Consider the following 12,498-nt stretch of genomic DNA (forward strand, 5'->3'; position numbering starts at 1 on the left):
AGCGGGACACGGACTAGATCATGGCGGCCCGGTCACAGGCGCTCGCAGGCGCACTGGACGACGCGTGCGCGATCACGCGGAGCCTGGGCGTGCTCACCGATTCGTGGAGCTTCCTGCTGCTGCGGGAGGCGTTCCTCGGCCGACGCACCTTCGCCGAGTTCCATGAGCGGCTCGGCATCGCCACGGATGTGCTGAGCGCGCGTCTCGGCAGCCTCGTCGAGCACGGGGTGCTCGAGCGAACCCCGTATCGAGCGCCGGGACAGCGGACTCGCCATGCATACACGCTGACCCCGGCGGGCGAGGATCTGAAACCGGTGCTGATCGCGCTGCAGCAGTGGGCCGAGGAGCACGTCCCTTCTGCGAAGAGCCTGCACGTCCTTCCTCTCGCCCGCGGCTCGGGGCGGCGGGTGAGGGTGTCACTCGTCGACGAGGACGGCGTCTTCGTCGACCAGGCGGATGCGGAGTTCGTGCGGGTGGCCCCGCCTGATCATCGCGCCGATGCTCCGGGCGCGAGGAGCTGATCGCGGACCTGCTTGCGCACGACCTTGCCGAGCATCGAGCGCGGCAGTTCCTCGACGGCCACGAACTCGCGCGGCACCTTGTACCCCGCGAGGCGTTCCCGGCAGTGGGCGCGCAGCACGTCGGTCCGGAGCTCGACGCCGGGGCGAAGCTGGACGGCCGCCACCACCTTCTCGCCGCCGGTGGGCATGGGAACGCCGACCACGGCGCAGTCGGCCACGTCGGGATGGCCGCGCAGCACGCCCTCCACCTCGGACGGCGACACGTTGAACCCGCCGGTGATGATGAGTTCCTTCACGCGGTCGACGATCGTCGCGAACCCGTCCGCGTCCAGCGTCACGATGTCTCCCGTGCGCAGCCAGCCGCCCGGAAGCAGCGTCCGCTCGGTCTCCTCCGGGTTGTTCCAGTAGCCCTGGAACACCTGCGGACCCTTGATCAGCAGTTCCCCGCGTTCACCCTGGGGGACCTCCACGTCCGGGTCGTCGGGGTCGACGACCCGCATCAGGGTGCTGGGGAAGGGGATGCCGATGGTCCCTGTGCGACGGGACGGGTGGAACGGGTTGCCGAGGCACACCGGCGACGCCTCGGTCATGCCGTACCCCTCCACGAGGAGCCCGCCGGAGACGCTTTCCCACAACTCCACGACAGAAGCCGGCAGGTTCATGGCACCCGAGATGCAGTACTTGGCCGACCGCAGGCTGATCCCGCGCTCGGTCGCGCGCTGGGCGGTGCGTTCGTAGATCGGCGGCACCGCACAGAACACCGTGGGCGGGGAGGTCCGGGCGGCGTCCAGCACCAGATCCGCGTCGAAGGACGGGAAGATCACCAGGCGTGCCTGCTTGAGGATCCCGTAGGTGAGGAAGAGCGTCATGCCGAAGGCGTGGAACATGGGAAGGATCGCGTAGAAGGTCTCCTTGCGGTACTGCGCGCCGTGCATCCACGCCTCGCCCTGCCGGGCGTTGCTGAACAGGTTGCTGTGGGTCAGCATGGCGCCCTTCGGCATCCCCGTCGTGCCCGAGGTGTACTGGATCGCCGCCAGGTCGTGCACGCCGGGCCGCGGATGGGTCGCCACCAGGGGATCGGCGTCGAGCATCCGCTCCCAGGGCACCGTGCCGGAGACGGGGGCGGTCAGCCTGTTCCGTGTCGCCCGCAACCGGGGCAGCGGGAGCCGCAGGGCGAGGCGCTTGATCGCCGGGAACTCCCTCAGCAGGTTGACGGAGACGATCTTCTGAGGGGCCACGTCGCCGGGCATGTCCTGCAGCTTGGGGACCGCGACGTCCCAGCAGATCGCCACGCGCGCCGCGTGGTCCTCGAACATGTGGCGCAGTTCGCGCTCGGTGTACAACGGGTTGTGCTCCACCACGATCGCGCCCAGCCGCAGGACGGCGTAGAACGCCACCACGTGCTGGGGGCAGTTCGGCAGGACGAGCGCGACCCGGTCACCGGCCTGGACGCCCAGCCGGCGCAGCCCCTCCGCTGCCCGGGAGATCTGGTCGCCCAGTCGCGCGTAGGTCGTCGTGCGGCCGAAGAACTCCATCGCGACGGCGGTCCCGGCCTCGGCCACGGACCTCTCGTACAAAGAGACCAGCGAGCCGGTCGGCAACTCGATCTCAGCCGGAACCCCCGGCTGGTAGTACTTCACCCACGGTGCGTCCACCGTTCAGACATTAGCCGCCGGATAACGGCCATGGGCGTGCCGCCGCGCGTTCGTGACAAGATGCCGCCATGGCCGATATCGCGATCCGGGATGCGCTGCGCGCCGCACTTCGAGCGGCGATGAGGTCCCGCGACACCGCGGCCGTCGCAGCCTGTCGGGGAGCGCTGTCGGCACTCGACAACGCGGGCGCCGTCCCGCTGGACGACCGGCACAGGGCTGGAGCGATCGAACTGTCGGCGGTCGGTCCGGGCGCCGCCGACGTCGCCCGGGCGGGCCTGTCCGAGGCGGAGTCGCGGGCCATCGTCCGGCGTGAGGCCGACGATGCGGACGAGGCGGCCGCCAGCCTGCCCGCCGATCACGCGACGGTCGCGGAACTGCGGCGCCGCGCGCGCCTCCTGCGCGATCTGCTCGACGGGTGAGCGTCGCTCAGCGGTAGTTGGCGAACTGCACCGCGAAGTCGTAGTCCTGCGCCCGGATGAGCGCCTGCACGGCCTGCAGATCGTCGCGCTTCTTGGAGAAGACCCGCAGTTCGTCACCCTGGATCTGGGTGCGAACGCCCTTGGGGCCCTCGTCACGGATCAGTCTGCCGATCCGCTTCGCGTTCTCCTGGGTGATCCCCTCGGCGATGGAGACGGTGATCCGCCAGAGCTTGCCCGACAGTTTCGGAGGGCTCGCGTCCACCGTCAGGAGGTCGATCTTGCGGCGCACGAGCATCGTCTTGAACACGTCCAGGATCGCCTTCACCCGCTCCTCGCCGTTGGCGGACAGCTCGAAGGCGTCGCCGGAGGCCCGGATCTCGGCGTCGGTGCCTTTGAAGTCGAAGCGGGTGCGCACCTCTTTGGCCGCCATGTTCAGCGCATTCTGCACCTCTTGCGCATCGACCTTGCAGACGATGTCGAAGGAACTGTCGGCCGCCATGTCACAGCTCCGCGTGGTGGATCGCCGTGTACTTCAGTCCGTATCGCGGCTCGGCCATGATGTCGGCGACGGCGTCGCGCCACGCCAGGTAGTGCGGGGTCGTCTTGTGGACGTCGAGCGCCGCCTGGTCGTCGTAGATCTCGTGCAGCACGAACTTCGCGGGATCGTCGATCTGCGCGATGACGTTGAACGCCTTGCAGCCCGGCTCCTTGATGGACTCCAGCGCATTGGCCGTCGAAGCCTGCGCGAAGGTCTCGATCCCGTCCTCGGTCACATGGACGAAGGCCAGCATGATCAGCATCGGGTCTCTTCCTCTCCTTGGTTCGCCCGGACCATGACATGGCCCGGACCCTGACACATCATCGCGACGGGACCGCCGGACCCGGCGGTCGCGGTCTCACAGGACGGTCGTCTCGATCTCGTGGTACTGCACGCCGACGCGCGGCGAGGCCATGAGGCCGGCGACGGCGTCCCGCCACGTCTCGTAGTGCGGCGTCGTCTTGTGCGCATGGAACGCGTCGAGGTCGGCGTACACCTCGTGGAGGACGAAGCGGGTCGGGTCGGCGTTGCTCTGCAGCACGTCGTACGACCTGCACCCCGGCTCCTTCAGGCTCTCGCGCGCGTTCGCGGCGGAGGCGGCGGCGAACGCCTCGATCCCGTCGTCGATGACGTGGACGTTGTTGAGCAGGATCAGCATCAGTGCTCCCTTCCTCTCCCTGGTCACTATCCCACACGTGCGCGCGCGGCCGGAGGCTGCGGGGTGATCGCCGGACGACTCCTCAGCGACCGGCGAGCGCGGCCAGGACGGGCGTCCCCGCGAGCGCGATCGTGGTCGCAGCCAGGCAGCCCACGAGAAGGGCGGTGTCGGCGCGGGTCCACGGGGCGGCGACCGCCCACGTCCGAGGCGTGCCGGTGCGGGCCGGACGGGAGAAACCGCGCGCCTCCATCGCGACCGCGCTGTCGGTGGCGTCCCGCAGCGCGCCGACGAGGAGGCCCATGGCCTGCGCCGCGCCGGCCCGGAGTGCCGAGACGGGGGAGCGGGACGGGCCCAGGCCGCGGACCCGTCGGGCTCGGCCGAGGTCCTCCCAGTCGGCCCCGAAGCGCTCGAACCGCTGCAGCGCCGCGACGGCGGCCAGCACGGGCCGGGCGGGCAGCCGCAGCCGCTGTCCGAGGTGGTCGCCGAGCACGGCCGGGTCCACGAAGGACGCGAACACGACGCCGGGGAGGACGAAGAACCCGATGCGCAGACCGGCGAAACCGGCCGCCTCCCACGATCGCGGGGACGCCAGCAGCCAGTTCGACCAGGCGACGGACGCGATCGCCAGCAGCCCGGGAACGAGGCGCGCCCACGGGAATCGGCCCGGTCCGACCGTCAGCGGGACGGCGACGAGGAGGACGCCGGAGGCGAGGGCGAGCCCGGCCGGCCCGGGCGCCCCGAGACCGCCGACCATGAGAACGAACGAGGCGCCGAGCAGCGACAACGGACCGCATCGCGCCAGCATCCCGATCACGCGACCACCCGTCCCGCGTCGAGTGTCGTGCGGGCATCGGCGAGCACGGCCAGCGAGGCGTCGTGCGTCGCGGCCACGACCGCGGTGCCCGCCGCGGCGGCCGCGCGGGCGATGCCCGCGACCACGGCCCAGGTCGCCCGGTCCTGCCCGACGGTCGGCTCGTCGAGCACGAGCAGATCCGGGCCGTGGACGACGGCGGTCGCAAGCGCGAGCCGGCGTGCCTCCCCACCCGACAGGCTGTGGGGGTGGCGTCCGGCGAGGTGAGCGATCCCGAGCCGAGCCAGCAGCGCATCGGCCCGGCCGGCGATGTCACGGGCCAGGACGTGCCCGGTGGCGAGAACGGACGCGCGGCATGTGATCCCGGCGACGGTGAGACCGGGGCGCTGCGGCACCCAGCCCACGCGCTCGGCGACCTCCCGGCTCGACCAGCCGGCGGGTTCCGGGGCACGGCCGCGCGCCAGCGGCGGGAGTGCACGGACCCGGCCGGAGGCGGGGCGGCGGAGGCCGGCGACGGCGGCGAGCAGGGTGGACTTCCCGGCGCCGCTGGCGCCGCGGAGCGTGTGGACCTCCCCGGCGACCACCCGGAGGTCCACGCCGCGGATCGCGACCGCAGCGGACGGGGGTGTGCGGGAGACACGCAGTCCGGACCGGAGCCGGTACTCCACGGTCAGCCCCTCGGCGAGCAGCAGGTCCTCGCCGGGCCGGTGGGCGAACCACGGGGAGCACAGGTCCGGCGGGATGTCGGCGGCGGGCGGATCGGCCGCACCGGGCACCCAGACCCCCGCCGAGAGCAGGTCGGCGGCGTGGTCGCGCAGGACGGCCGACGCCGGCCCGTCCGCGACGATCCGCCCGCCGACCAGGACGACGAGCCGATCCACCATCGGCAGCCACCCGTCGATCCGGTGGTCGACGACCACGAGGGTCGTGCGCCGGCCGCCGATGACGTCCGCGACGGCCGCACGCACCTGGGCGGCGGCGTCGTCGTCGAGCATCGACGTCGGCTCGTCCAGCAGCAACAGCCCGGCCGGGGGAGCGATGACGCCTGCCAGGCCGAGCCGCTGGGACTGTCCTCCCGAGAGCGCCAGGCTCGGGTGGCGGCGCCCGATGTCGAGACCGACCGCGGCGAGGGACTCGTCGACCCTGCGCCAGAGCTCGCCCCGCGGGATCGCGCGGTTCTCCAGGCCGAAGGCGACGTCCCGGCCGGCCGTCGAGGCCACGACGCCGGCGACCGGATCCTGCAGCAGCAGGCCGGAGTCGCCTCCCTGCGGGCGCGCACCGCCGACGTGCACCGTGCCGGCCAGCTCACCGTCCTCGACGGCGCCCAGCACGCCTGCGAGTGCGCGCAGCAGGGTCGACTTCCCCCCGCCGCTCGGACCGGTGACGAGCACCCGCTCGCCGGGCGCGATGTCGAGGTCGATGCCGTCGAGGACGGCCGTGCGCCGGCCGAGCGGCGTCCACGACAGGCCCCGGAGGCAGATGCCGGACGGAGCGCCGGTCGTCATCCGTCGCCGGCCCGGCGCAGCGTCTCCTCGGCGCCGGGCGGGAACCCGGAGAGCGCGCCGGTGCGAGCCAGCGCACGCACGAGCGCATGCCCGGCGAGGCCCGCGGCGAGACCCGACACGACCGCGAAGGCCAGCATCGCCAGCTTCCAGGGCCAGGAGTATTCGGCCGCGTAGGACCACCACTCGTAGACGACGATCTCCACGGTCGCCGATGCGGCGCCCGCGAGCATCGCGACGGCGGGCCCGAACCGGCGCCAGCGGAACGCCGCCAGGACGAGCTCGACGCCGAGGCCTTGCAGGAGACCCGACACGAGGACCCCCGGGCCCCAGGGATTTCCCAGCAGGTATTCGAGGATGGCCGCGACCAGTTCGACGAACAGGGCGGCGCCCGGCCGGCGCACGATGAGGCCGCCGCCGATCGCAGGCAGCAGCCACACTCCGAGTGCGAGGGACGCCGCGGGCGGGAAGGCGAGGGTGATCGCCGTCCACGGCGTGTTGAGCAGGTAGTCCCAGGCGATGAAGACGACGCCCATGGCGATGCCGAACACGGCGGCGACGACGAAGTCGGCGCCGCGCCATGCCCAGGGGCCACCGCGTGCGAGCGCAGAGGGACGTGACGGAATGTCGGTGGTCATGACGACTCCTTCCACCGGTGCGAACCGGATCAAGTTCGAGGGTCTGCGAGGATCTCGCACTCTCAGCGCCGGAGCGCTCCCCTGTCGATTCCTCCACCCTACTGCGTCCCGGCCGGAGGGGAGAGCCGGTGTCCGTCCCCTACGATTGGCCGGTGGAGAGGACGAGATGGATGTGATGGCGCGCGCCGTGAGACGGACGCCCGTACGGATCGCGATCGCGGTGGTCCTCGTGGCGGTCGCGTGGTACCTGTGCATCGGCATCCCGGGCCTCAGCGATGTCCCGCCCTACCGGATCGACCTCGACGTGTACCGCCTCGGTGCCGGAGTGTGGCTGCAGGGCGGCGATCTCTACGGCCAACTGCCGAAGACCCAGATCGGCGTCGCGCTGCCCTTCACGTATCCTCCGATCGCGGCCGTGCTGCTGGCGCCGCTCGTGTGGTTGCCCCTGCCGGTGGCGTCGGTCGTGGTGGGGATCGCCTCGGTGCTCGCGCTGTACGGCGTGGTGTGGTTGGCCACGCGCGAACTCTCCGATCTCACCGGTGCGGATCTGGCCTGGTTCAGCGCGGGGGCCACCGCATGCTCGCTCCTGCTCGGTCCGGTGCGGGAGACGTTCGGGTACGGCCAGATCAACCTGTTCCTGATGCTGCTCGTCGTGGTCGACATGGTCGCGGGCCGCGGTCGGTGGTGGCGAGGCTCGCTCACGGGCATCGCCGCCGCGATCAAGCTGACTCCGGCCGTGTTCTTCCTCTTCTTCCTCCTTCGCAAGGACTTCCGGGCGATCGTGGTCGGCGGCCTCGCCTTCGTCGCCGCGCATGCGATCGGCTTCCTCGCGGCGTGGGACGACTCCGTCACCTACTGGACGACGACCCTGCGGGACACGTCGCGCATCGGCGGGCTGGCCTACGCCGCGAACCAGTCGCTGAACGGCTTCCTCTACCGGCTCGGACTGACGGGCACGGTCGCGCAGGTCGCCTGGCTCGTGCTGGTCGTTCTTCTCGTCGCCGCGGCCGCCGTCCTCATGGTGCGCCTCATCGGCAGCGGCGAGGAACTGGCGGCGGTTGTGGTGGTGGCCTTCGCCGGGCTGTACGCGTCGCCGGTGTCGTGGGCGCATCACTGGGTGTGGGCGGTACCGGCGCTGCTGGTGTGCGCGTGGTGGGCGATGCGCCGCTCGGAGGTCGTCGGCCCCGGGCTGCGCGGGTGTCTGTGGGCGCTCGTGGTCGCGGGTGTGGCCGTCTTCGCGTCGACCCCGTACTGGTGGTTCCCGCACGAGGAGAACCGCGAGATCCAGTGGGAGTGGTACATGCACCTGTTCGGCAACGCCAATCTGTGGTGGGGGCTGGCGCTCTTCGCGGCTATGTGGTGGTACACGGTCCGTGTCCGCCGGGTGGCTCCCGCGCGGGGCTGACCGCGTACGGGCCCCAGGGGCTCAGAATCCCCGTCCGGGCTGCTGCCGCGCGGAGGACGGCTGCTGAGCGTATGGCTGCTGCCCGGTGAACGACTGCGGCGGGTACGGCGGTTGTGGCACAGAGGGTGGTTGGGCGGGCGTGCGGGGGGACCCGGCCACAGCCACGGCCGTGATCAGCAGGGCCACGCCGAGGACCAGGCCTCCGTACCCGAGGAGGGCCCGGATCACGGCCGTCTCGGGGATCGCGCCCGTGGAGAACAGCGCCATCCCGATGACCGCCGGCACGAGCTGAGAGGCCACGATGACCAGCGTTCCGGCCCAGAGGAGGCCCCGCGCCCGCTTCGCGAGGACCGTACCGATCACAGCGACGGCGATCAGCAGCAGCGACACCAGGGACGGCCCGGCCAGAAACGCCCAGTAATACATGCCTCGAGCCTATCGGCGCCGGAGGTCCCCGCCGTGCCGGTGGCGTCGGCCGCGGGGCGGGAGGTCCCGGTGGTGGTCCCGCTGTCCGCTCCGCAACCGCGATCCGGGACGGCGGGCGCCGGGTGTATCGTTGTCTCACCATTTGCTCATTAGGAGACTAAGGTGTCCGACCTCACCACATCGCCGGTCCGTCCGCTCACGCGGGCAGAGCGCCTCGACCGGCTCCCGTTCACGCGCAAGCACGCCAGACTGCTGGTCGGCTCGGGCGTCGGCTGGGCGCTCGACGCGATGGACGTCAGCCTCATCTCGTTCGTCATGGCCGCACTGGCCAAACAGTGGCAGCTCGATGCGACGACCCTGTCCGTGATCGCCTCGGTCGGCTTCGTGGGAATGGCTCTCGGAGCCGGCCTGGCGGGCCTCCTGGCCGACCGCATCGGACGCAGGCAGGTGTTCGCGCTCACCTTGCTCGTCTACGGGCTCGCCACCGGCGCGTCGGCACTGGCGACGAGCGTCGCCCTCCTGATCGCGCTCCGCTTCGTGGTCGGTCTCGGGCTCGGCGGCGAGCTGCCGGTGGCGTCCACGCTCGTCTCGGAGTACGCCCCGCGAGCGATCCGCGGCCGGATGGTCGTTGCACTGGAGGCCTTCTGGGCGGTCGGATGGCTGGTCGCCGCTCTCATCGGCTACCTTCTCGTCCCCGCCGATCCCAACGGCTGGCGCTGGGCGTTGGCCGCAGGGCTGCTCCCGACCGTCTATGCCGTCTTCGTCCGGCTGCGGCTGCCCGAGTCGGTGCGTTTCCTGGAGAAGAAGGGCCGTCACGCCGAAGCGGAACGGGCCGTCCGCGAGTACGAGGAGGCGGCAGGCGTGCCCGCGCCCGCTCCGGACGAGATCGCCGCGGCGGACCAGGATGCGCAGAGCGGGGAGGCGGTCACGCGGCGGTCCATCTGGGCGCCCGACCTGCGCGTTCGCACCGCCGCGCTGTGGGCGGTCTGGTTCTGCATCAACCTGTCGTACTACGGGGCGTTCATCTGGATCCCGTCACTGCTGGTGGAGCGCGGGTTCCCTCTTGCCAAGTCGTTCGAGTTCACCTTGTACATCACACTCGCGCAACTCCCGGGATACCTGCTGGCGGCCATCCTTGTGGAGATCTGGGGCCGGCGCGCCACGCTCGTCACGTTCCTGGCCGGTTCGGCGGTCGCAGCGGCGCTGTTCGGGTTCGCCGCCGAGCCGTGGCAGATCATCGCCGCCGGCTGCATGCTGTCGGTCTTCAACCTCGGCGCGTGGGGAGCGCTGTACGCCGTCGGGCCCGAGCTGTATCCGACGAGCATCCGGGGGCGTGGCACGGGAGCGGCGGCCAGCTTCGGGCGCATTGCGTCGATCATCGCGCCGCTGGCCGTGCCGCCGTTGCTGCATCTCGGCGGCGAGGCTCTGGTGTTCGGCGTGTTCGGCGTGTCGTTCGCGTTGGCGGCCGTATCGGCCGGTTTCCTTCCAGAACGGAAACACGTGGCGCTCGAAGGTTGATGCACGCTTGAAACACCGCTTATGAGCGAACTCGAATCGTGGTTCTCGGGCGAGTGCCTATGATACGTTCGAGCCACGCATGGGACGCGTCAGAGCGATGTTGCTTGTCCGGAAGGGGGTTGGCATGATCCTGGTCCAGGTTTTGGCGGTCTGTGGTCAGTCTCATACCTCTCCTCAGCGGGGCGACAGATGCCCTGAGGCGCGTACCGGTGGCGGCGCGGTCACGCTGTGCCGTCCGGGCGCCCCATGACAAAGGTCAATCCTCGGCAAGGTCGAAGCCAGGTGCTTGGCCGCGCGACTGTCGGCGACGGGGCCACAGTCGTTACTCCTAGTCATCGAAAGTGATGGGAAAACATGACATTCGACATCGTGCAACACCTGTTCTGGTTGATTGCGGCGCTCGGTGGCGGCTTCTTCGGCGCTGCTATCGGCGGTAACTTCTCGTTCGTCATCACCGGCTTCACCGCCCTGATGGCATTGGGTGCGGCCGCGATCCCCACCACCACGGGCGATCCGGGTGCCGTCTCCGCCACGGTCTTCGGCTACCTGGCGTTCGGTCCGTTCACCGGCCCGCACGTGGCCTTCGGTGGTGCGGTCGCCGGTGCGGCGTACGCAGCGCATAAGGGTTACACCGAGTCCGGCAAGGACATCGTCCTTCCGCTGGCACGCCTCGGCAAGCCCGACGTCCTGCTCGTCGGCGCCCTGTTCGGCGGCATCGGCTACATCATCCAGCAGATCTACGCGAACATCCCCTGGTTCGGGACCCACACCGACAGCGTGGCGGTCACCGTCGTCACCTCGGCGCTCATCGTTCGTGCTGTCTTCGGCAAGAACGCCACCGATCCCGAGCACGGCAGCTCGCTCGTCAACTTCGAGAAGCGGATCGACGGCCTCAAGCCGCGCGACGACGCTGCCTGGCTGCGTCATATGGAGACCCCGGGCCAGTTGGTCCCGCTGGGCTTCTTCGCCGGTCTGCTCGCCGCCGGTGCGGCCCTGTACCTGGCCTTCACGTTCCCGGGCATCGCTGGCAACGCCAACGTCTTCCCGTTCGCCATCTCGGCCGTGACGATTCTGTTCCTCAACATCGGCTACAACATCCCTGTCACCCACCACATCACCAACATCGCGGGTCTGGGCGCGATCATGTTCTTCCCGATCTTCCTCGGGAATGCTGCCTACGGGCCGAAGGGCTTCGACCCGACCGCGTTCGCGCACGCGCTGACCACCGACAGCAAGATGGCCGGTGCGGCCATCGGCGCTCTCATCGTCGGCGCTCTGTTCGGTGTCATGGCGGCGTTCCTGGGTGAGTTCGGCGCCCGGCTGCTCTACAACCGTGGCACGACCCACATCGACCCTCCGGCCTTCGCCATCTTCATCAGCAACACGATCGTCTGGGTCGTCGCGCTGATCGTGCAGGCCGCGGCCGGCATCGGGGCCTAGTAGCCACAGCACCATCCTGAGCACCATCAACAACTGATCGACAGACAGAGAGAGACAATGCGCACCATGCAGGAGACGGACGTCCTGAAGTCCCCTGAGGAGTTTTACGACGCCTACATCTTCGACATGGATGGCACTATCTATCTGGGTGAGGGACTCCTGCCCGGCGCAGCGCGGATGATCAACGAGCTGCGCCGGCGGGAGATCCCCGTCCGCTATCTGTCGAACAATCCCACCAAAGATCCCGAGATGTACGTCAAGAAGCTCCAGAAGCTGGGGCTCCCGACGCCCATCGAGGACATCTCCAACACGGTCGTGACGACAACGAACTGGCTCCTTCAGCACTACCCGGACGCCGTCTTGTTTCCGATCAGCGAAGAGCCTCTCAAGCGGGCCCTGCGCAACGCCGGGTTCGTCCTCTCCGAGGACCCCGAAGAGATCGACATCGTCATCGCGAGTTACGACCGCACTTTCGAGTACAAGAAGCTCCAGATCGCCTTCGATGCGATCTGGTATTACAAGCGCGCATTCATGATCCAGACCAACCCGGATCGATTCTGTCCCTTTCCGGGGGGGCGTGGAGAGCCCGACTGCGCGTGCATCGTCGCCGCCATCGAGGCCTGCACGCGGGTCAAGAGTCAGGCGAACCTCGGCAAGCCCGACCCCATCATGCTCGAGACGATCATGCAGAGCCTCCCGAGCGCCCGGGTCGAGCATTCGATCATGGTCGGGGACCGGCTGCAGACGGACATGCAGATGGCCATCGACGCCAACATGGTGTCCGGCCTCGTCCTCACCGGCGAGGCGACCATCCCCGATGTGCTGAAGCGCACCGAGGAACAGCGCCCCTCCTTCGTCATGGATCGTGTTGACCGGCTCATCCCGCAATGGGCATGGGACGAGCTGGGCTGGACCGTCGACAACGACGCGTAGCCGATGGCCCGGCCGGCCGCACACGACGTCCGTG

14 protein-coding genes, 1 pseudogene and 1 riboswitch are annotated in these 12,498 nt (G+C 70.0%); of the genes and pseudogenes, 6 read left to right on the forward strand and 9 right to left on the reverse strand.

The window, feature by feature from the left end; all coding sequences use genetic code 11:
• Nucleotides 1-20 precede the first annotated feature (20 nt).
• The gene (locus tag G555_RS18085) at nt 21-521 is read left to right on the forward strand and encodes a winged helix-turn-helix transcriptional regulator (RefSeq protein ID WP_051208469.1); all 501 of its coding nucleotides are present in this window, start codon (nt 21-23) and stop codon (nt 519-521) included.
• On the opposite strand, the gene G555_RS0105280 is transcribed toward G555_RS18085, so the two are convergent.
• A complete protein-coding gene (locus G555_RS0105280) occupies nt 488-2,176 on the reverse strand; it encodes a long-chain-fatty-acid--CoA ligase (protein WP_028708073.1) in 1,689 nt (562 codons plus the stop codon). The two genes, G555_RS18085 and G555_RS0105280, sit on opposite strands and share 34 nt — an antisense overlap.
• A 68-nt stretch (nt 2,177-2,244) precedes the next feature.
• On the opposite strand from G555_RS0105280, the gene G555_RS0105285 reads away from it, so the two are divergent.
• On the forward strand, nt 2,245-2,595 hold the full coding sequence (locus G555_RS0105285; RefSeq protein ID WP_028708074.1) for a hypothetical protein: 351 nt from the start codon (nt 2,245-2,247) through the stop codon (nt 2,593-2,595).
• 7 nt (nt 2,596-2,602) lie between these two features.
• Here the strand turns inward: G555_RS0105285 and G555_RS0105290 are convergent, their stop codons facing one another.
• From G555_RS0105290 to G555_RS18090, 7 genes and pseudogenes are all read right to left on the reverse strand, one after another.
• Nucleotides 2,603-3,094 carry a YajQ family cyclic di-GMP-binding protein gene (locus G555_RS0105290; RefSeq protein ID WP_028708075.1) on the reverse strand — a complete coding sequence of 164 codons (492 nt, stop codon included), beginning with the start codon at nt 3,092-3,094 and terminating at the stop codon, nt 2,603-2,605.
• A gap of 1 nt (nt 3,095) precedes the next feature.
• The gene (locus G555_RS0105295) at nt 3,096-3,395 is read right to left on the reverse strand and encodes a putative quinol monooxygenase (RefSeq protein WP_028708076.1); all 300 of its coding nucleotides are present in this window, start codon (nt 3,393-3,395) and stop codon (nt 3,096-3,098) included.
• A gap of 96 nt (nt 3,396-3,491) precedes the next feature.
• Complete coding sequence (locus G555_RS0105300; RefSeq protein ID WP_028708077.1) at nt 3,492-3,791, reverse strand: putative quinol monooxygenase; 300 nt, start codon at nt 3,789-3,791, stop codon at nt 3,492-3,494.
• Between the two features lie 82 nt (nt 3,792-3,873).
• On the reverse strand, nt 3,874-4,605 hold the full coding sequence (locus tag G555_RS0105305; protein ID WP_028708078.1) for a CbiQ family ECF transporter T component: 732 nt from the start codon (nt 4,603-4,605) through the stop codon (nt 3,874-3,876).
• The gene (locus G555_RS0105310; RefSeq protein WP_425413835.1) at nt 4,602-5,597 is read right to left on the reverse strand and encodes an ATP-binding cassette domain-containing protein; all 996 of its coding nucleotides are present in this window, start codon (nt 5,595-5,597) and stop codon (nt 4,602-4,604) included. The genes G555_RS0105305 and G555_RS0105310 overlap by 4 nt, the downstream gene beginning before the upstream one ends.
• 12 nt (nt 5,598-5,609) lie before the next feature.
• Nucleotides 5,610-6,107 (reverse strand): annotated as a pseudogene (locus G555_RS23355) (ABC transporter ATP-binding protein); the annotation flags it as partial.
• Nucleotides 6,104-6,742 (reverse strand): ECF transporter S component, encoded by a 639-nt coding sequence (locus G555_RS18090; protein WP_051208470.1) that lies wholly within the window; start codon nt 6,740-6,742, stop codon nt 6,104-6,106. The pseudogene G555_RS23355 and the gene G555_RS18090, both read right to left, overlap by 4 nt.
• A riboswitch (TPP riboswitch) is annotated at nt 6,732-6,835 on the reverse strand. Its footprint overlaps the gene before it by 11 nt.
• An 82-nt stretch (nt 6,836-6,917) precedes the next feature.
• On the opposite strand from G555_RS18090, the gene G555_RS18095 reads away from it, so the two are divergent.
• Nucleotides 6,918-8,147: a glycosyltransferase 87 family protein gene (locus G555_RS18095; RefSeq protein ID WP_169337869.1), complete on the forward strand. Its 1,230-nt coding sequence runs from the start codon at nt 6,918-6,920 to the stop codon at nt 8,145-8,147.
• Nucleotides 8,148-8,168: 21 nt separating this feature from the next.
• On the opposite strand, the gene G555_RS0105325 is transcribed toward G555_RS18095, so the two are convergent.
• The gene (locus G555_RS0105325) at nt 8,169-8,573 is read right to left on the reverse strand and encodes a hypothetical protein (protein WP_028708080.1); all 405 of its coding nucleotides are present in this window, start codon (nt 8,571-8,573) and stop codon (nt 8,169-8,171) included.
• A gap of 162 nt (nt 8,574-8,735) precedes the next feature.
• Here G555_RS0105325 and G555_RS0105330 point away from each other — a divergent pair, with 162 nt between their 5' ends.
• The 3 genes from G555_RS0105330 (at nt 8,736) to G555_RS0105340 (ending at nt 12,464) form a co-directional block, all read left to right on the forward strand.
• Complete coding sequence (locus tag G555_RS0105330) at nt 8,736-10,091, forward strand: MFS transporter (protein WP_028708081.1); 1,356 nt, start codon at nt 8,736-8,738, stop codon at nt 10,089-10,091.
• Between the two features lie 354 nt (nt 10,092-10,445).
• Entirely contained in the window at nt 10,446-11,531 is a 1,086-nt protein-coding gene (locus G555_RS0105335) for a DUF7973 family transport facilitator (protein ID WP_028708082.1), read from the forward strand.
• 66 nt (nt 11,532-11,597) lie between these two features.
• Nucleotides 11,598-12,464 (forward strand): HAD-IIA family hydrolase, encoded by an 867-nt coding sequence (locus tag G555_RS0105340; protein WP_028708083.1) that lies wholly within the window; start codon nt 11,598-11,600, stop codon nt 12,462-12,464.
• Nucleotides 12,465-12,498 lie beyond the last annotated feature (34 nt).

This window comes from Propionicicella superfundia DSM 22317, from assembly GCF_000423465.1.
Classification (GTDB): Bacteria; Actinomycetota; Actinomycetes; order Propionibacteriales; family Propionibacteriaceae; genus Propionicicella; species Propionicicella superfundia.